15 protein-coding genes are annotated in these 18,246 nt (G+C 71.6%); 7 read left to right on the forward strand and 8 right to left on the reverse strand.

Features of this window, described 5'->3' with window-relative positions:
- Nucleotides 1-72: 72 nt before the first annotated feature.
- From epsC to L8M95_RS11855, 3 genes are all read right to left on the reverse strand, one after another.
- Nucleotides 73-681, reverse strand: coding sequence for a serine O-acetyltransferase EpsC (gene epsC, locus L8M95_RS11845; RefSeq protein WP_396118771.1), 609 nt, complete (start codon nucleotides 679-681; stop codon nucleotides 73-75).
- A complete protein-coding gene (cysK, locus tag L8M95_RS11850) occupies nucleotides 681-1,616 on the reverse strand; it encodes a cysteine synthase A (RefSeq protein ID WP_260486339.1) in 936 nt (311 codons plus the stop codon). Before cysK ends, epsC begins: the two co-directional genes overlap by 1 nt.
- 183 nt (nucleotides 1,617-1,799) lie before the next feature.
- Nucleotides 1,800-3,590, reverse strand: coding sequence for a long-chain fatty acid--CoA ligase (locus L8M95_RS11855; RefSeq protein ID WP_260486340.1), 1,791 nt, complete (start codon nucleotides 3,588-3,590; stop codon nucleotides 1,800-1,802).
- Between the two features lie 136 nt (nucleotides 3,591-3,726).
- Between L8M95_RS11855 and L8M95_RS11860 the strand changes: the two genes are divergently transcribed.
- The 4 genes from L8M95_RS11860 (at nucleotide 3,727) to L8M95_RS11875 (ending at nucleotide 7,765) form a co-directional block, all read left to right on the forward strand.
- Entirely contained in the window at nucleotides 3,727-4,878 is a 1,152-nt protein-coding gene (locus tag L8M95_RS11860; protein WP_260486341.1) for a GAF domain-containing protein, read from the forward strand.
- A 139-nt stretch (nucleotides 4,879-5,017) separates the two neighbouring features.
- Entirely contained in the window at nucleotides 5,018-6,541 is a 1,524-nt protein-coding gene (locus L8M95_RS11865) for an aldehyde dehydrogenase family protein (RefSeq protein ID WP_260486342.1), read from the forward strand.
- Nucleotides 6,541-7,086, forward strand: coding sequence for a DUF779 domain-containing protein (locus L8M95_RS11870; protein WP_260486343.1), 546 nt, complete (start codon nucleotides 6,541-6,543; stop codon nucleotides 7,084-7,086). Before L8M95_RS11865 ends, L8M95_RS11870 begins: the two co-directional genes overlap by 1 nt.
- Nucleotides 7,087-7,132: 46 nt before the next feature.
- On the forward strand, nucleotides 7,133-7,765 hold the full coding sequence (locus tag L8M95_RS11875; protein WP_260486344.1) for a hypothetical protein: 633 nt from the start codon (nucleotides 7,133-7,135) through the stop codon (nucleotides 7,763-7,765).
- Between the two features lie 12 nt (nucleotides 7,766-7,777).
- Here the strand turns inward: L8M95_RS11875 and L8M95_RS11880 are convergent, their stop codons facing one another.
- The 3 genes from L8M95_RS11880 to L8M95_RS11890 form a co-directional block, all read right to left on the reverse strand.
- Entirely contained in the window at nucleotides 7,778-9,361 is a 1,584-nt protein-coding gene (locus L8M95_RS11880) for an FMN-binding glutamate synthase family protein (RefSeq protein ID WP_260486345.1), read from the reverse strand.
- A gap of 167 nt (nucleotides 9,362-9,528) precedes the next feature.
- A complete protein-coding gene (locus L8M95_RS11885) occupies nucleotides 9,529-10,650 on the reverse strand; it encodes a glycerate kinase (protein ID WP_260486346.1) in 1,122 nt (373 codons plus the stop codon).
- 110 nt (nucleotides 10,651-10,760) lie between these two features.
- The gene (locus L8M95_RS11890) at nucleotides 10,761-11,480 is read right to left on the reverse strand and encodes a hypothetical protein (protein ID WP_260486347.1); all 720 of its coding nucleotides are present in this window, start codon (nucleotides 11,478-11,480) and stop codon (nucleotides 10,761-10,763) included.
- 224 nt (nucleotides 11,481-11,704) lie between these two features.
- On the opposite strand from L8M95_RS11890, the gene L8M95_RS11895 reads away from it, so the two are divergent.
- A complete protein-coding gene (locus L8M95_RS11895; protein WP_260486348.1) occupies nucleotides 11,705-13,249 on the forward strand; it encodes an AAA family ATPase in 1,545 nt (514 codons plus the stop codon).
- Here L8M95_RS11895 and L8M95_RS11900 read toward each other — a convergent pair.
- Nucleotides 13,246-14,439 (reverse strand): DUF4185 domain-containing protein, encoded by a 1,194-nt coding sequence (locus L8M95_RS11900; protein WP_260486349.1) that lies wholly within the window; start codon nucleotides 14,437-14,439, stop codon nucleotides 13,246-13,248. The two genes, L8M95_RS11895 and L8M95_RS11900, sit on opposite strands and share 4 nt — an antisense overlap.
- 109 nt (nucleotides 14,440-14,548) lie before the next feature.
- On the opposite strand from L8M95_RS11900, the gene L8M95_RS11905 reads away from it, so the two are divergent.
- Nucleotides 14,549-15,112 carry a hypothetical protein gene (locus L8M95_RS11905; protein WP_260486350.1) on the forward strand — a complete coding sequence of 188 codons (564 nt, stop codon included), beginning with the start codon at nucleotides 14,549-14,551 and terminating at the stop codon, nucleotides 15,110-15,112.
- A gap of 55 nt (nucleotides 15,113-15,167) precedes the next feature.
- On the opposite strand, the gene L8M95_RS11910 is transcribed toward L8M95_RS11905, so the two are convergent.
- The gene (locus tag L8M95_RS11910; protein WP_260489241.1) at nucleotides 15,168-16,454 is read right to left on the reverse strand and encodes a DUF4921 family protein; all 1,287 of its coding nucleotides are present in this window, start codon (nucleotides 16,452-16,454) and stop codon (nucleotides 15,168-15,170) included.
- Between the two features lie 280 nt (nucleotides 16,455-16,734).
- Between L8M95_RS11910 and L8M95_RS11915 the strand changes: the two genes are divergently transcribed.
- Nucleotides 16,735-18,231, forward strand: a complete 1,497-nt coding sequence (locus tag L8M95_RS11915; RefSeq protein WP_260486351.1) for a hypothetical protein — start codon at nucleotides 16,735-16,737, stop codon at nucleotides 18,229-18,231.
- Nucleotides 18,232-18,246 lie beyond the last annotated feature (15 nt).

The raw sequence follows: 18,246 nt of genomic DNA on the forward strand, positions 1-18,246 counted from the left end.
CATCGAAAAGGACGTTCCGCACGCCGCCACTCGGGCGATGCGTGCGGAACGGTCTTCTCGATGGGAATCGGGCTAGATGTAGATCGCCGGGTCGATGTAGAACTGCGCGTCGCGCAGCTCCTCCTTGGTCGACTTGGCGGGCCGGGCCTCGCCGGGGACGCCCACGACGATGGAATCGGCGGGGGCGCTCTTGACGACGACGGCGTTGGCGCCTACCGACGAGTCGTCACCGATCTCGACGGGCCCGAGGATCTTCGCGCCGGCGCCGACGGTCACGCGATCGCCCAGGGTGGGGTGCCGCTTGACCTGCTTGAGCGAGACCCCGCCCAGGGTGACGCCGTGGTAGAGCATGCAGTCGTCACCGATCTCCGCCGTCTCCCCGATGACGACGCCCATCCCGTGGTCGATGAAGAACCGCCGGCCGATGGTGGCGCCGGGATGGATCTCGATCCCCGTGAGGAAACGGCCGAACTGGGCGAGGACGCGTCCGGCGGTGCGACCGACGCCGCCGGAGTTCCACATGCGGTGGGACAGCCGGTGGATCCAGATCGCGTGGAGGCCGGAGTAGACGACGGCGTTCTCGACGTCGCCCCGGGCGGCCGGGTCGTGGGCGCGCGCCGCGGCGAGGTCCTCACGCAGGGTGCGCAGGAACCCCACCGGGCGGTCGGAGTCGGCCGACATCAGTCGCGGTAGTCCTCGAACAGCATCGTGGAGACGTAGCGCTCGCCGTAGTCGCACACGATCACGACGATGGTCTTGCCCGCGTTCTCGGGGCGCTTGGCGATCTCGAGCGCCGCCCAGACGTTCGCACCGGAGGAGATGCCGGCGAGGATCCCCTCCTCCTTGCCGAGGCGCTTGGCGATCTCCAGCGAATCCTCGAGCGTCACGTCGACGACCTCGTTGTAGATCTCGCGATCCAGGATCTCGGGGACGAAGTTGGCGCCCAGTCCCTGGATCTTGTGCGGTCCGGCCTTGCCCTCGGTCAGCAGCGGCGAGTCCTTGGGCTCGACGGCGACGATGTGGATGTCCGACTTCTGCTCGCGCAGGTAGCCGCCGGCGCCGGTGATGGTGCCGCCGGTGCCGATGCCGGCCACGAAGACGTCGATGTCGCCGGCCGTGTCCTCCCAGACCTCCGGGCCGGTGGTGCGGCGATGGACGTCCACGTTGGCGGGGTTGGCGAACTGGCGGGCCAGGACCGCGTTCTCGCGGGTCGCGGCGACCTCCTCGGCCTTGGCCACCGCGCCCTTCATGCCCTCGGAGCCGGGGGTGAGGATGAGCTCGGCGCCGTACGCGCGCATGACGGCACGACGCTCGACCGACATGGTGTCGGGCATGACGATGACGGCCTTGTAACCGCGAGCCGCGGCGACCATGGACAGGGCGATACCGGTGTTTCCGGAGGTGCCCTCGACGATGGTGCCGCCCGGCTTGAGGCCGCCCGACGCGACGGCGTCGTCGATGATGGCGGCGCCGATGCGGTCCTTGACGCTGGCGGCCGGGTTCGCCGACTCGAGCTTGGCCAGGACGGTGGCCTGCAACCCGTCGGTCAGGGAATTGAGACGGACCAGCGGGGTCTTGCCGATGGTCTCGCTGATGTCGGAGTAGATCTGCGCCATGTGAGGGTTCCGTTCTGAAGAATGAACAGGTCTGTCTATCCGTGAGTGTACGTGATAGAGACCCTCGCGGGTCCGGCCCGGCGGGATTTCGGCGGGCGTGCGCCACCGACGGGAAATGACGGGAGCGCCCGGACCGTGGTGGTCCGGGCGCTCCCGTGGCCGATGTATCAGGCGCCGGCCGTATCAGGCATCGGTGTACAGCGACTCGATCTCGCTGCCGAAGCGGTCGTGCACGACGTTCCGCTTGAGCTTGAGCGTCGGGGTGAGCTCCCCGCTCTCCACTGTGAACTCGGCCGCGAGGATCTTGAACTTGCGGATCGACTCGGCGCGGGAGACCGACTTGTTGGCGCGGTCCACGGCGTCCTGGATCGCACCCACCAGGTCGCCGTCCCGGAGCAGGTCCTCCACCTCGCCGGTCTTGCCGTGCTTGTCACGCCACGCGGGGAAGGTCTCCTGGTCGATGGTGACCAGGGCCGCGATGTAGTTGCGGTTGTCGCCCACGACGACGGCCTGGCTGATCAGCGGATCGGACGAGAGCAGGTCCTCGATCTGGGACGGCGAGACGTTCTTGCCGCCTGCGGTGACGATGAGGTCCTTCTTGCGGCCCGTGATCGACAGGTAGCCGTCCGGGTCGAGCTCGCCGATGTCGCCGGTGTGGTACCACTCGCCGGTCCAGGAATCCTCGTTGGCCTGAGGATTCTGCCAGTACCCCTTGAACAGGGTCTTTGCCTTCGCCAGGACCTCGCCGTCATCGGCGATCCGGATGGTCACACCCGGGATCGGGCGACCGACGGTGCCGATCTTGGCCTTGCCGATCGGGTTGACGGTGAGAACGCCCGAGGACTCGGTGAGGCCGTAACCCTCGAGGAGGTCGAAGCCCGCGCCCCGGTAGAAGTGGCCCAGACGGGCGCCCAGGGGGCCGCCACCGGAGATGATGCGGTTGCATTCACCACCGAGGGCGTCGTGCAGCTTGGAGTAGACGAGCTTGGAGAAGAGCTTCTGCTTGAGTGCCAGGCCGCGGGACGGCGTGCCCCCGCCCTCGATGGCCGTGGAGTAGTCGATGGCGGTCTGCACGGCCGCCTTGAAGATCTTGGCCTTGGCGCCACCGGCGGCCTCGGCCTTGCCCGCGGCCGAGTTGTACACCTTCTCCAGCACTCGCGGCACCGACACGAGGAACGTGGGGTGGATCTCCGCCAGCCGCTCGACGACCTTGGTGGTGTCGGGCTCGTGGGCCACGGCGACGCGCTTGTAGAAGCACGCCACCTCCAGGATGCGGGCCAGGACGTGGGCCAGCGGCAGGAAGATCAGGGTGCGACTATTGGGGACGAACGCGTCCTGGAGCTGCTCCTCCACGGCCACCACGACGCCGCCGAACCCGCCGTGCAGGATCTCGCAGCCCTTGGGGTTGCCCGTGGTGCCGGAGGTGTAGACGATCGCACAGGGGTCCTCGTGGCCCATCGCGAGCGAGGCCTGCTCGAGCTCTTCGTCGGAGACGGCCGCGCCGGCCTCGGTGAGCTGGGCGACGAGATCGTTCTCGATGACGAGGATGTCACCCTGCCACTCGGTCTCCGCGGTGAGCACCTCACGCAGTTCGAGGTCCTCGACCACCGCCACGGATGCGCCGGAGTCCGTGAGGATCCAGTTGCACTGGGCGGACGACGAGGTCTCGTAGATCGGGACGGTGACCGCGCCTACCGACCAGGAGGCCCAGGCGATGAGCGACCACTCGTACCGGGTGTGGCTCATGATCGCGAGGCGGTCGCCCGGCTTGACCCCGCGGGCGATGAGGCCCTTGGCGACGCCCTTGACCTCCTCCAGGTACTGGGCGCAGGTGACCTCTTTCCAGTCGGTGCCCACGCGGCGCAGCACGGCGACGTCGTTCGGGGCCTCCTCTGCGTTCTTGAACACCAGTCTGGCCAGGTTCGGAACGGGGAAGGGCTTCGAGGCGGGCGGGGTGGCGAACTCGGTCGTCATCGCGATCCTTAGGTCAAATGTGGCCTGTATCACTAGCAAGTGTAGAGGCCCAGCTCGGTGCTGTGTCGAACACGGTCTATTTAGATCCGTTTATGAGGGATGCGTCAGGTTGTGTGATTCCCGTTACACTGGTCTCATGACGGCAGGGACGCCGGCGGCGATCAAGGCGCTCGTGGCGCAGTCGCGGGAGCGCAGCAGACGGCGGGGGATCGACCCGGAACGGGTGGACCCGCCGGTCGACCTGCAGGGAGTCGAATTGTCCGCGCACCTCGCCGGCCACCCGATGGCGGCGGTGCTCCCGGTGGTCGAGAAGATCCTCGTCGCCGGGGTGGTGGACAGCGGGCATCTGGTCGCGGTGGCCGACGTCGACGGTCGACTGCTGTGGCTGTACGGGGACCGCGGGGTGCGGACCCGCGCGGAACGGATGGCGTTCGTCCCCGGCGCGCTGTGGAGCGACGACGCGGTGGGTGCCAACGCCCCGGGCCTGGCGATCCGGCACGACGTCCCGGTGCGGGTCCGGGGCGAGGAGCACTTCCTCGCTCCCGCGCACTCGTGGAGCTGCTCGGCCGCGCCGGTCCACGACCCGTTGACGGGCCGGGTGATCGGCGGCATCGACGTGACCGGGACCGACTCCGCCGCATCCGCCGAGATGTTGGCGCTGGTCAGGGCCACCGCCCTGCTCGCCGAGGCGGAGCTGAGGTCCACGCCGACCGGTGGGGTGCGGCGGCTGGAGGCGCTCGGGACCCTGCGTCCCACGTTGGCCGGACTCGGCCCGCTCACCCGTCGGCACGCGGAGATCCTCGTCCTGCTCTCGGCGTACCCGCAGGGGTTGTCGGGCGGGGCCCTGGCCGAACTGCTCGCCGCGGGCCGGCTCGACGAGGTGAGCATCCGCGCGGAGATGTCGCGGCTGCGGCGGGTCCTGGGTCCGGACGTGATCGGTTCCCGGCCGTACCGCCTGTCCCCGGGGGTGTTGGAGACCGACGCCGCCCACGTCGCCGGCCTGGTCGATTCCGACGTGGCCGCCGCCGTGGCCGCCTATCCCGGGCCGCTGCTGCCGGGCTCGGACGCCCCGGGCGTGGTCGACCTGCGGGAGGAGCTGCACGCGCGGGTGCGTGCCGCGGCGCTGGCCGCGGGGTCAGCGCAGGCCCTGCGGAACTGGGTCGCCGGTCCCGGTCGCGAGGATCCCGACGGATGGCGGGTGCTCGGGTCGCTGCCGGGCCTGTCCGCGGCGGCGACCTCCTCGGCCCGTTCGGTGTACCGGGTGCTGGACGACCGCCTGGGGGCCTGACCGCCCTCGTCGTCGTCGCGACTCGCCGTCCCCGCCCCGCGGCGTGCAACGTGCGTGCAACCCCCGCGCCGATAGTGTCCCGGATCACAGTCGCCGGCCGCGTGGGCCGGCGTCCCCCGGTACGCGAAAGGTGCTCACGATGCCCGTCTTCTCCCAGCCCGGTTCCTCCGACGCGGTGATGTCCTACGAGAGCCGCTACGACCACTACATCGGCGGCGAGTGGGTCGCGCCCGCCAAGGGCGAGTACTTCGAGAACGTCACCCCGATCACCGGTCAGGCGTTCTGCGAGGTGGGGCGCGGCACCGCCGAGGACATCGAGGCCGCGCTCGACGCCGCGTGGGCCGCCGCCCCGTCGTGGAACGCCACCTCCGCCGCCGAGCGCTCCTTGGTGCTGCTGCGCATCGCCGACCGGATGGAGCAGAACCTCGACAAGCTGGCCCTGGCCGAGTCCTGGGACAACGGTAAGGCGATCCGCGAGACCCTGAACGCCGACATCCCGCTGGCGATCGACCACTTCCGCTACTTCGCCGGCGCGATCCGCGCCCAGGAGGGCGGCATCTCCCAGATCGACGACGATACGGTGGCCTACCACTTCCACGAGCCCCTCGGCGTGGTCGGGCAGATCATCCCGTGGAACTTCCCGATCCTCATGGCGGTGTGGAAGCTCGCCCCCGCCCTGGCCGCCGGCAACTGCGTCGTCCTCAAGCCGGCCGAGCAGACCCCCGCCTCGATCCTGTTCCTCATGTCGGTCATCGCCGACCTCATCCCGGCGGGCGTGGTCAACGTCGTCAACGGCTTCGGCACCGAGGCCGGCAAGCCGCTCGCCTCCAACCCGCGCATCCGCAAGGTCGCGTTCACCGGCGAGACCACCACCGGCCGGCTGATCATGCAGTACGCCTCCGAGAACCTCATCCCCGTCACCCTCGAGTTGGGCGGCAAGAGCCCCAACATCTTCTTCGAGGACGTGATGGACGCCGACGACGACTTCCGCTCGGCCGCGCTCGAGGGCTTCGCGATGTTCGGCCTCAACCAGGGCGAGGTGTGCACCTGCCCGTCTCGAGCGCTCGTGCAGAAGTCGATCTTCGACGAGTTCACCGAGCTCGCGATCGAGCGCACGAACCGCATCACGCAGGGCAATCCGCTCGACACCGACACGATGATCGGCGCGCAGGCCTCCTCCGACCAGCTGGAGAAGATCCTGTCCTACATCGACATCGGCAAGCAGGAGGGCGCGGACGTGCTCACCGGCGGTGGCCGCGCGGAACTCGACGGTGACCTGGCCGGGGGCTACTACGTGCAGCCGACCGTCTTCCGCGGCCACAACAAGATGCGCCTGTTCCAGGAGGAGATCTTCGGGCCGGTGCTGAGCCTGAGCTCGTTCACCGACTTCGACGACGCCATGATGATCGCCAACGACACGCTCTACGGCCTGGGCGCCGGCGTGTGGTCGCGCAACGGCACCACCGCCTACCGCGCAGGCCGCACCATCCAGGCCGGCCGCGTGTGGACCAACACGTACCACCAGTACCCGGCCCACGCGGCGTTCGGCGGCTACAAGCAGTCCGGCATCGGCCGCGAGAACCACCTGATGATGCTCGACCACTACCAGCAGACCAAGTGCCTGCTCGTGAGCTACTCGGGCAAGCCGCAGGGCTTCTTCTGATGGACAACGTGTGCGGGTTGCCCTCGGGCGGGAGCGTGCGCATCGTCGCGCGTGCGCTCCCGCCGGAGGGTGCGCCCGCCGACCTCCCTCCGCGGGTCGTGGCGACCGGGCCGGCCGTCGAACTGCTCCGCGAGCTCATCGGCCGACACGGCCCGGTGATGTTCCACCAGTCCGGCGGGTGCTGCGACGGATCGGCACCCATGTGTTACCCCGACGGTGAGTTCCGCGTGGGCCAGCGTGACGTGTTGGTGGGGGAGTTGGACCTGGGCCCGGCGCCGGTGGGATCAGGGGACGACGACGACGAGGTCAGCGGCCGATCGGAGTCGGCGGCGCCCCGGGTGCGCGTGTGGATCTCGGGCTCCCAGTTCGAGACCTGGAAACACACGCAGATGGTCCTGGACGCGATCCCGGGCCGGGGCTCGGGGTTCAGTCTCGAGAACCCGACCGGCAAGCGGTTCCTGTCCAGGGCCCGCACGTTCGATCCCGGCGAGCTCGCCGCGCTCGAGGAGTTCCCGCCGATACCCGGTTCGGAACTGGAGGAGTAGCCCGATCCGGCCCGGATCGGCGGGGGTTCGGCGGTAGAGTCCGACCATGGACACGGATCGCACGGCCTCCGCTGACCCACTCGACGCCCCCGTCGAGTTCCTCACGCCCGATCTTCGCGCTGACCTGCTGGAACGCTGGAACGAACCGCAGCGTCGCTACCACAACGAGACTCACCTGCGTGCCGTGCTCCGCGCCGTGGACGCGCTCGAGGCGGACGGGGAGACCTTCGATTCCACGGCGGTCCGGCTGGCCGGCTGGCTGCACGCGGCGGTGTTCGATCCCGCCGGCGCGGAGAACAACGAGAAGTCGGCGGTACTGGCCGAGAAGCGGCTCGACCCGGCCGCGCCCGTCGAGGAGGTCGCGAGACTGGTCCGGCTGATGGGCGGACACCGGGTCGAGGACGGCGATCTCAACGGGGCCGTGCTCTCGGACGCCGACCTCGCCGTGCTGGGCGCCGACCCGGAGACCTACGACACCTACGCCGCGGACGTGCGGCACGAGTTCGCGCACGTGCCCGGCGAGAGGTTCGTCGCCGGGCGGGTCGCCGCGCTCGAGGGGCTGCTCGAGCGCAGGTCCGTGTTCCGCACGCGGGCGGGCCGCGACATGTGGGAGAAGCAGGCCCACGCCAATCTCAACCGCGAGCTGGGGATGCTGCGCGCCGGGGTGGCCGAGACCTGACCCGCGCGGACATCACGACTGGTCGCGTGGCTCGATGCCCGGTGGGGTGATCGCCGCGGTGTGCTCGGCGACGCCGGCGGCGACCATGATGTCGGTGACGGCCCGCGCGTCGTCCGGACCGGGAAGTCCCCACTTCTCGCCGTAACCGTAGATCTCGGCGAGGGTGTGCGAGTCCCGGGTGCCGCGGGCCAGTTCGACGTCGGTCGGTCCGATCAGGCCGGGATGCGGGACGCCGACCGCGCCGGCCACCTTGACGAGTTCGCGGCGCAGCGACCGGATGTAGTTGGAGCAGCGCTCGGCCATCGCCGTGGGCTCCACCCCGCGCACCAGCCATGGGTTCTGGGTAGCGACCCCCGTGGGGCAGCCGCCCGTGTGGCACTTCTGCGCCTGGATGCACCCCACCGAGAGCATGGCCTCCCGGGCCACGTTGATCATGTCCACCCCCAGCGCGAGCGCGACCACCGCGTTCTCCGGGATGCCGAGCTTGCCGGCGCCGATGAACATCACGTCGTCCGTCAGGCCCGCCTCGGCGAACACGGAGTAGACGCGGGGGAAGCCGAGGCGGAAGGGGAGCGACACCGCGTCGGTGAACACCAACGGCCCGGCACCGGTGCCGCCCTCGCCGCCGTCGATGGTGATGAAGTCGACGCCGCGATCGCGCGGGATCATCGCCGTGGCGAGTTCCTCCCAGAAGGTGATGTCGCCGACGGCCGACTTGATGCCGACGGGGAGCCCCGTGCGGTCGGCGATCTCCTCGACGAGGTCGAGCATCGAGTCGACGTCGTCGAACGCGGTGTGCCGGGAGGGGCTCGCGCAGTCCTCGCCCATCGGGATCCCGCGGATCGCGGCGACCTCCTCGGTGATCTTCGCGGCGGGGAGCAGCCCGCCGAGTCCTGGCTTGGCGCCCTGGGAGAGCTTGATCTCGACCGCCCGGATCGGGTGCTTCTCGGTCAGGGCGATCAGCTTGTCGATGTCGAACCGGCCCGCGTCGTCGCGGACACCGAAGTAAGCGGTGCCGATCTGGAAGACGAGGTCCGCGCCGTTCTGGTGGTAGGGGCTCAGGCCGCCCTCCCCGGTGTTGTGGAGGGCCCCGGCGAGGGCGGCGCCCCGGTTGAGCGCCTCGACGGCCGGGGCGGAGAGCGACCCGTAGCTCATCGCCGAGATGTTGACCAGCGAGTCCGGCCGGAACGCGCGGGCCCGGCCGCGGGCACCGCCGAGCACCTTGGCGGGAGGGAGCGGGAGCTGCTGCCCGGAGTGCGCGTGGGCGGAGAGCGCGACGTCCGAGAAGGTCCGCTGCTTGACGATCGGATAGCCCTCGAGGAACTCGATGTCGTTGTCCGTACCGAACCCGAACGTGGTCGCCCGCGACTCGGCGGACTCGTGGATCCAGTCACGCTGGTCGCGGGTGAAGGGACGCTCCTCGTCGTTGCTCGCGACGATGTACTGCCGCAGTTCGGGGCCGATGGCCGTCAGCGCCATGCGGGCGTGTCCGAGGACGGGGAACGTCCGCAGGATCGGGTAGCGGGTCTGCCGCAGGTCCGTGGCCGCGACCGCGGCCAGGGCGGCCAGGGGCGCGCCGAGGAGCAATCTGCGCATGTCGACCTCCATGAGGGGGCGGGGACGGTTCCATCATGGACCACACCGTCGGGTGGGGCAGCTCGATGAGACCACCCCAGCCGCGGACGGAGGAGTTCTCATGGGCGGCGTGGCAGAACTGCGCTCGCGGATCGGCTGACCGCTCGCGCGGGAGGGCCGGGGCCGCCTCAGGGCAGGATGCGCGTGACGACCTCGGCGGCCACGTCCTCGAGCAGCGGACCCGCGTTGGCGATGGAGCGGGCCAGGTCGGGTTCCCGCTCGGTGAGCGCCGCAGCGGCCGCGAACCCGGCCTCCGCGACCCGGTCGGCCTCGAGGTCCAGACGACCGCACACCGCGACGACGGGGACGCCGTGGGAGCGACACAGGGCCGCCACTCCCATCGGGGTCTTGCCGTGCATGGTCTGGTCGTCGAGCCGACCCTCCCCGGTGACCACCAGGTCGGCGGCGGACAGGACGTCCTCCAGACCGGTGAGGGTGCCGAGCACCTCGAACCCGGGATCGAGGGAGGCGCCGAGCAGCTCGCGGGCGATGAAGCCGACCCCGCCGGCCGCGCCGGAACCGGGCGCGTCCGGGTCGACGTCGAGCCCCTGGGCGCACAGGACCTCGACCAGGCGGGCCAGTCCGGCCTCGAGGTCCTCCAGCTGGTCCGGGGTGGCGCCCTTCTGCGGTCCGTAGACGCGGGCCGCACCGAGTGGGCCGAGCAGGGGGTTGTCCACGTCGCAGGCGACGCGGATGCGGGCGGCGCGGACGGCCGGGTCGAGGCCGTCCAGGTCGACCCGGTCCAGGTGCACCAGGGCGCCGCCGCCGTCGGGCAGTTCCGCACCGGAGGAGTCCAGGAAGCGCGCCCCCAGGGCGGAGAGCATCCCGGTGCCGCCGTCGGTCGAGGCGCTGCCGCCGATGCCCAGGTGGATGTTCCCGCGGCCGGATCGCAATGCCGCCAGCATGACCTCGCCGACGCCGCGGCTGGACGCCTCGAGGGGGCGGGCGTGTCCGCCGGGCAGACGTAGCAGGCCGCAGGCGTCCGCCATCTCGACGAACGCGGTGTCCGGATCGACGGCGGCGAACGAGGTCTCGACCGGCTCGCCGGTCGGCCCCGACGCCGTGACCGGCACGGTGCGGGCGCCGCCCGCGACCATCACCTCGAGGCTGCCGCCCCCGCCGTCGGCGACGGGCCGTTCGAGCACATCGGTGTCGGGGTGCGCCCGACGCGCGCCCTCGGCCGCGTGATGGCAGGCCTCGATAGCGGTGAGGGAGCCCTTGAAGGCCCCGCAGGCCACGACGATCGTCACACCTGCATCATCCCCCATGAGTGTCGGCGGACACACGACGGCCCGGGATCGTGAGGGGGAGAGTCACGATCCCGGGCCGGGAAGGCGCATCCGGTGCGCCGGGTGGCGTATCAGCCCAGCGAGCCGGTGCCCGTGGCCTCAGCGGCTGCGTCGGGGTCGACGTCCGCGGCCGGAGCCTCGTCCTCGGCGCCGGAGCTCAGGCCGGCGAGCGAGCCGCTGAGCGACCCGGTCTCGGTGGCGGTCTCGTCGGCGGGAGTCTCGTCGGTGGGGGCCTCGTCGGTGGTCTCGTCACCCGAGCCGAGCGAACCGCTGGTGGCGGGGGCCTCCTCGACGGCCGCGGCGGTCGCAACGTCGCCCGTGCCCTCGGTGGCGTCATCGCTGCCGCCGGTGAGCGAGCCGGTGTCGAGCGAACCGCCGGAGGTCGACTCGTCGTCGGCGGCGTCCTCACCAGCGGACCCGGTGGCCGCACCGGTCTGGGTTTCCTCCTCGGCCGAACCGGAGCCGGACTCGCCGTCGACCAGCGCGCTGCCGGTGTTCGGGGAGACGCCGAGGCTACCCAGCTCGACGGAGCCCGGGTTCGGGGTCTCCGCGTCGAGGTTGAGGTTGACGGCCAGGCTGCCCAGGTCGAGGTTCACGTCGGTCCCCAGGGCGCCCTGGAGGCTGCCGTCCTCGCCCGCGATCTCGGCGAGGCTGGCGGTGGGATCGGTGGGGGCCTCGGTCTGCGCGGCGGCGAGGCCCGGGAATGCGATGGCGGCACCGAGTCCGAACGCGCCGACGGCGGCGATCTTCGCGGTGGTGCGATTGGTGGTCTTCCGGTGAGTGTTCGTCATAGAGCACGTCTCCGATCTGCATTGACCCCGATGTCTCTCATCGCGGGCACCTCGGTCGGAAGCGAGGTGCGTCGGCGACACTACAAGCGGGTGCCGAGAGCGCAAGGGGTCCGAAACGTGAGTGCGCCTTGATGTAACACTCCGGTCACTCACGTTTCTCAGGCGGGCGGGACGGGTCCGCCCGAGCGTCCACGGGCGGCGTCGTGCCTGCCTAGGCTGGGTCCATGACCGCCCCCGGAGGTTCCGCTCCCGCGACGCCCGGTCCGCCGACCCTGGTCGAGACCCACAGCGCGCTCATCATCCTCTGGGGTGACGAGGCTCACAAAGTGCGCAAACCGGTGGATCTCGGGTTCCTGGACAACACCACGGTCGAGGCCCGGGCGGAGCAGAGTCGACGCGAGGTCGAGCTCAACAGTCGGCTGGCCCCGGACGTGTACACCGGCGTGCTGGAGGTGAGGGGACCCGACGGCGAGGTGATCGACCACGTGGTGCGGATGCGTCGGCTCCCGGCGCACCGGAGCCTCGCCGCGCTGGTGCGATCCCGGCAGGGCGGCCGGACCGGGGGCGGCGATCCGGACCTCGTGGCCGGGCTCCGCGAGGTCGCCCGGCAGGTGGACCACCTGCACGCGGCCAGCCCCCGCTCGGAGGAGATCGACGCGGCGGGGTCCCCCGGCGCCGTGGCGCGGTTGTGGGCGGAGTCCCTGGACCACCTGCGCCGCCTCGACGTCGGCGGGGACGCCCCGGAGATCGTCGACGACATCGAGGTGCTGTCGTCCGACTTCCTGCGCGGACGTGGCCCGTTGCTGCAGGCGCGCGTGGCGGCCGGCCGGATCGTGGACGGCCACGGGGACCTGCTGGCCGCCGACGTCTACCTCACCGACGACGGACCGCGGGTGATCGACTGCCTCGAGTTCGACGATCGGCTCCGGTTCGGCGACGCGATGCTGGACATCGGGTTCCTCGCCATGGACCTCGACGCCTCGGGGGCGCGGGACCTCGCCGTCGTCCTCCTCGAGGCCTACCGCGACTTCTCCGGCGACGACGCGCCGTCCTCGCTCGTCCACCACTACATGGCGTACCGGGCCCTGGTCCGGTCCAAGGTCACCTCCATCCGGGCCGGGCAGACCACTGACGGTGCCGCCGGCGCCGAGGCCCGGCGGGCACTGCTGTTGGCGGACCGGGCGGTCGACGCGCTCCTGCGCGGACGCGTGCGCCTGGTGCTGGTGGGCGGGGTGTCCGGGTCGGGGAAGTCGACGTTGGCGGCGCCGCTGGCCGAGGCGCTCTCGGCGGAGCTGCTGCGCTCCGACGTGGTCCGGCGTGAGGTCGCCGCTGCCGGGGCGACCGCACCCGGCCCCGCCGCGGCCGCCCGTGACAGGTATTCGGACGAGGCGGTCGAGGCGGTCTACGCGGAGATGCTCGCCCGCGCGGCCGGGGTGCTCGCGCAGGGGCGCAGCGTGGTGCTGGACGCCACCTGGCTCGAGCCGCGGAGACGCGCGGAGGCCGAGACCGCGGCCGCGGACGCGCACGCCGAGCTGGTGGAGATCGCGTGCGCCGCGCCCCGGGACGAGCTGGTGCGGCGGATCACCGGGCGGGCGAGCGCGGGCACCGACCCGTCCGAGGCGACGGTGGAGGTGCTGGACGCCCAGCTCGCGGCCGCGGCGCCGTGGCCCGACGCGATCGAGGTCGACACCGCCGGGCTCGACGTGCGCGACCGCGCCGCGGTGCGTCGGTGGGCCGAGCGCGAGTTGGGGCCGCTGCCCTGGGCCTAGATGTCCCCGGCCGGGGCATCGGTAGCGGTTGCGCGGGCTCGGACGCCCGGAGGGCGGGGGATCGAGCCGACGAACTGCATGGACCGGTACGGCCACCCGGCCCGACCGGCGGCCGAGTCGTGGGTGTTCCACTGGCTCACCACGAAGTGCCACTCCTCCGGTGTGGACCCCGGCACCGGGCAGCCGCAGTAGAGCTGGGCGACGCGGGCGGGCCCGGAATCCGGATCGGTGCCGTCGGACTCGTCGCCCCACGCGCTCCCGGGCAACAGCGTGGTGTGCGCGGTGACCGACCGGTCCGTCAGGTCGGCTTCGATGTGGGGGAACGTCAGGCAGTCGATGCGGTAGTGCTCGGCATTGAAGTAGGTCAGGGTCCAGAAGTCCTCACACCGGCGCAGGTACATCTCGCCGATCCGGCCGGGCAGCACGATGGTGGTGGGGTTGCCCCACCCCCAGGCGCCCTTGCGGAAGCCCCAGGTCTGCCAGCGGCGGAGGTCGGGGTCGGCGAGGTGTTCCTCGCGGACCCGCATGAGGATGACACCCTTGTCCCGCTGGAACCCGGTGGACAGGACGTAGACGAACCCGTCGCCGCCGAGTTCCCACGTCCACAGCTGACGATGACCGCCCTCCAGGCGGGGCGAGAACTCGGCCCCGGTGGGCTCCCAGGTCCGGCCGTCGTCGGTCGAGCGGTGGATCCGGGTGCGGGTGACGGTGCCCAGGCCCTCGTTGACCATGACGTGCAGGTACATCGTGTCGCCGACGGTCAGTACGTCACTCGGCAGCACCGTCGAGCAGCCGCGGCCGTGGACGTAGTCGATCAACTGGGCGGCGTAGTCCCGGGGGCCCGGCCCGGCGGCCTCCGACCACCTGAGTCCCCCGGACGGCTCGGTGGCATCGGAGTACAACCCGACGGGGGAGCGCCAGTCCGGGTTCCCGGGCCCGGGCCGCTCCTCGGTGGTGGGGGCGCACTGCGCGATGCCCGGGTGCGGCCTCCCCACATGGGGGGCGCCCATCCCGGCGCCCGCGAAGGTGTCGCCGAACACCGCGAGCAGGCGGCCGGACGGGGTGCGGGCGAGGATTCCCAGGTCCGTCCCCTCCATGCCGAACGCCGTGGTGATCCCCGGTCCGGTGAGGTCCCGCACCTTGCGGGTGCCCGGGGAGGGGGCCGCGCCGGGCGGAGGCGAATCCGTCATGTGACAGACGCTACCGCGCGACCGCCCGGGGCAACCAGAGTCGTTGTCAGATCACAGATGTGGCGAAGCAGACCCCACGCCGCGAACGGCGAGGCGTATGGTCATCCGCGTGACCCACCCCTTCGCACGGGCCGGGCGGGAGCTCGTCCCCGGCCACTGGTTCGGCCCCGCCGCCGTCCTGGCGCTCGGGTGTGCGACGGCGTGGGCGCTGATCGGGTTCGGTCACGGCGCACCGCTGGCCGCGGCGGTCCTGGTCGGGTCACTGTTGCTCGCCCTGTGGAACTCCCCGCTGCGCGCCTCCGGTCACGAGCCGCTCCAGGCCGTCCGGTCGGTCGCCGCCGCGGGCCGCGCCGTGGTGGTGCTCTGGCGGCCGGGATGCCCGTACTCGTCGGCACTGCGCCGCCGGGCCGCCCGGGAGGGACTCGAGGTCCACTGGGTCAACATCTGGCGGGACGAGGACGCCTACAGGCTGTGCTGCGGGATCAACGGTGGCTCGGAGGAGACGCCCACCGCGATGCTGCTCGACCCGGCACTGGCGTCCCCGGTGGTGATCCCGGCGTCGGTCCCGGGCATCCGCGAGGCCACCGCCGCGCCCCTACGGGCCATCCGCTCCGTGCGTGCCATCACGTCCGTCTCCGACCGGCCCCGCAGCCTCGGCGTCCGCGGCCGCTGACCAGCCCGTCCGCCGGTCGGGCCGGACGATCACCTCGTCGTCGTTCCCCTCGCCGTCACCGCCCGTACCGCAGTGACCCCCGCACGTCACCACACTCGGCGCCCACCGCCATCCCGGCGATCCGGCCCGCCGCCCGCAGCTCCACGAGGCGCGGTACCACCCTGTCGCGCAGGGTCCACGGGTCGACGGTGTTGACGAAGATCCCCGTCGCCCCCTCGAAGCCGGCCGGGGTCGAGATGCGCCACTTGAGCACGATCCGCCACGGCATGGCCACGTCGCCCACTCCGGGCGGACGGGTGTGCCACTCCTCGTTGCACGGGACCAGCCGACCCGTCGCCGCGTGGCACGCGTGCAGCAGATCCGAGACGCCACGCAGCTCGGCCGCCGAGTGCTCCCAGGGCGAGCTCGCCGCCGACCGGGAGTAGACCACCAGGGCCGGGTACCGGTGCCCGACGCCCACCACCGCGACGGCGTGCTCATTGGCCGCCACCACCAGCTGCTCGGCCGCCGCGTGGTCCACGCCGAGCCTGTTGTACATGTCGGGGTCGCCCTCCAGGGCCGCGGCTTCGCGGGCGGTCTTGGCCGGGATCTCGTCAATCGCCACCAGTTGCTTGTGCAGGTGGTCGAACGAGGCTCCGGCCGGCGCGAGCCAGTTCTGGAAGACCGACACGTACCGCGCGTGGGGATTGTCGCGGTACAGGGACCGCATGGCGCGGATGGTGAAGGCGGTGAACTGCTCGTGCTCGGCGGGGGTGAGGTCGCCGGAGGAGGCGTGGCGGTCGCTGGTGGTCGCGCCGTCGGTGAGATGCCGACGCGCGACCACCACGTCGTGGCAGCCACCGAAGAAGCTCTCCGAATGGGCGGCGAGAGCGGCCGGGTCCATGGCGTCGACGGCGGCCGGGTCGCCCTGTGCGGCGGCGATGCGGGCGCGGACCAGCGCGCGGACGTGGGCGACGCCGGCCGGGGTGGAGAGATAGGCGGCCTGGTGGGCGGCCGCGCGGCCGGGGAGTCGGTAGCCGTGCACGGCTCTCCAGTAGTCCAGCGAGACGATCTCGAAGAGGTTGCCGAACAGGCGGAACTCCGGGGTCGTGGCGTCGAGGTCGGCGGCCGGCACCTCCTCGAGCACCCGCCAGGTGTCGCCGTCGCGGACCACGCGTGCCTTCTCCGGGGTGGTCTCGAGCATGCGGGTCACGCAGAACGGGCACCGGGCCTCGGGGACGACCGGGTCCACAGCGGTGACCCGGCCGGGGGAGTGCTCGATCGGCCGGTGGGCGCGTCCGGGGACGGTCCACACCTCGGTGCCGGTGAAGGGATTGGTCTGTTTGACCGTGCCGTCCGCCATGCGGCGGAGCGGCGGGACGGGGGCGCGGGTCACGCCGGAAAGCCTAGGGGGTCGGGAGGCCGCACGATGACGACGACGAGGTGTCGCGACACCCGGCCGGGCCGGATTTACGGGCCTGGCCGGAAGGAACTGATGTGGATGGCTAAGTAGCGGTGGAACTGTGATCTAGGTAACAGTATTCTGATAGCGCCGAACAACCCGCAGAGGCCGTGGGTCGTCGCACCGCAGGACTCAGGAGCTGGTCCCAAACAGGGGGCCACGATCAGAATCGAGACCGGCCATGGCACATCACCATCCACTCATCCGACGAATGGCCGCGGTCGGTGGCATCGCCGCCCTGACCGTGTCCGGAGCCGCCGGCATATCCCACGCCCAGACGGGATCGGCGGGGCTCGCGGCAGAACTGGCGTTGAATCTCGATCTCGCCCTCGGCTCGGACGGCAGCGGGTCCCTCGGGGGAGTCCCCGAACTGTTGGGGTCGCTCGAGGACGTCGGCTCCGACGGGGAGGGGTCCCTCGGGCCCGGTTCCCTCGGGCCGGACGGATCGCTCCCCACCGGATCGCTGGACGAGGCGACCGGATCCCTGACCGGCGCCAGCGAGGACGGAGGGTCGCTGGACCCGGGTTCGGTGGATCCGGACTCGCTCGGTGCGGACGGTTCGCTGGACCCGGGCTCGCTCGGTGCGGACGGTTCGCTGGATCCGGACTCGCTCGGTGCGGACGGTTCGCTGGACCCGGGCTCGTTGGACCCGGACTCGGTGGAACCGGGCTCGGCTGAGTCCGGGTCGCTCGCGAGTCTGCTGCTGATGCTCTCCATCGCGTCGTCGGGCGGCGGCTCGGCGGAGCCGGGGTCTCTCGACCAGTTGTCGTCGGGTTCCGATGCCGGTTCTGATGACGGGTCCGGTAGCGAGCCGGGGCAGGGCTCCCTCGACGGGGGGTCGCTGCAGCCGTTGATGACGGGTTCGGCTACCGGGTCAGCGGACATGGGGTCCGGTGAGGGTTCGTTGCAGCCGGGGTCGCTTGATCAGTTGTCGTCGGGGTCTGATGATCTGGGGTCTGACGAGGGTTCGTCGGAGGGGTCGCTGGATGCGGGTTCGCTCGCGCCGTTGTCGGTCGGTTCGGCTGCGGGGTCCGAGGGCATGGGGTCCGGTGAGGGGTCGTTGGAGCCGGGGTCGCTTGATCAGTTGTCGTCGGGGTCTGATGATCTGGGGTCTGACGAGGGGTCGTCGGAGGGGTCGTTGGATGCGGGTTCGCTCGCGCCGTTGTCGGTCGGTTCGGCTGCCGGGTCGGAGGGCATGGGGTCCGATGAGGGGTCCCTCGACACGGGATCGCTCCCGCAGGGCTCCCTCGAGCCGGGTTCACTCGACGAGGGTTCGGCGCAGGGTTCCCTCGCCCCCCTGACGGCATCGTTGGCCCCGCTCGGCTCCGTGGGCTCGGCCGCCGGGTCGCTGCCTCTCCTGGTGCCCGTCGCGCTCATAGGCGGCTCCGTGGCTGCAGCGCCGATGATCCTGCAGGTGGGTGCGAACATGGGCGTCGCACTCCCACCGTTGCCGGGGCTGCCGGCTCCGGTCGCCGCCGCGCCCGCGGTCGCCGTCGCCCCGCCTATCGCGCCCGGGCCCTCGGCTCCCAACGGGCGCGGAGCCGAGCCGGGCATGGTCGGTGGCGCAGGGGCCGGCGGAGGTGTCAACGCAGTCGTCGTGACGGCCGGTTCGCTGGGCGACTACGAGCTGGTGTTGCCGAACGGTGTCACCCTGCCCCCACTGCCGATGATTCGGTGAATTACGGCAGTGGAA

The organism is Dietzia sp. B32 (assembly GCF_024732245.1).
Classification (GTDB): domain Bacteria; phylum Actinomycetota; class Actinomycetes; order Mycobacteriales; family Mycobacteriaceae; genus Dietzia.

Excerpts from the sequence above, each read along its gene's own strand:
- epsC (WP_396118771.1), bottom strand. The coding sequence starts at position 681 with ATGTCGGCCGACTCCGACCGCCCGGTGGGGTTCCTGCGCACCCTGCGT.
- cysK (WP_260486339.1), bottom strand. The coding sequence starts at position 1,616 with ATGGCGCAGATCTACTCCGACATCAGCGAGACCATCGGCAAGACCCCG.
- L8M95_RS11855 (WP_260486340.1), bottom strand. The coding sequence starts at position 3,590 with ATGACGACCGAGTTCGCCACCCCGCCCGCCTCGAAGCCCTTCCCCGTT.
- L8M95_RS11860 (WP_260486341.1), top strand. The coding sequence starts at position 3,727 with ATGACGGCAGGGACGCCGGCGGCGATCAAGGCGCTCGTGGCGCAGTCG.
- L8M95_RS11865 (WP_260486342.1), top strand. The coding sequence starts at position 5,018 with ATGCCCGTCTTCTCCCAGCCCGGTTCCTCCGACGCGGTGATGTCCTAC.
- L8M95_RS11870 (WP_260486343.1), top strand. The coding sequence starts at position 6,541 with ATGGACAACGTGTGCGGGTTGCCCTCGGGCGGGAGCGTGCGCATCGTC.
- L8M95_RS11875 (WP_260486344.1), top strand. The coding sequence starts at position 7,133 with ATGGACACGGATCGCACGGCCTCCGCTGACCCACTCGACGCCCCCGTC.
- L8M95_RS11880 (WP_260486345.1), bottom strand. The coding sequence starts at position 9,361 with ATGCGCAGATTGCTCCTCGGCGCGCCCCTGGCCGCCCTGGCCGCGGTC.
- L8M95_RS11890 (WP_260486347.1), bottom strand. The coding sequence starts at position 11,480 with ATGACGAACACTCACCGGAAGACCACCAATCGCACCACCGCGAAGATC.
- L8M95_RS11895 (WP_260486348.1), top strand. The coding sequence starts at position 11,705 with ATGACCGCCCCCGGAGGTTCCGCTCCCGCGACGCCCGGTCCGCCGACC.
- L8M95_RS11900 (WP_260486349.1), bottom strand. The coding sequence starts at position 14,439 with ATGACGGATTCGCCTCCGCCCGGCGCGGCCCCCTCCCCGGGCACCCGC.
- L8M95_RS11910 (WP_260489241.1), bottom strand. The coding sequence starts at position 16,454 with ATGGCGGACGGCACGGTCAAACAGACCAATCCCTTCACCGGCACCGAG.
- L8M95_RS11915 (WP_260486351.1), top strand. The coding sequence starts at position 16,735 with ATGGCACATCACCATCCACTCATCCGACGAATGGCCGCGGTCGGTGGC.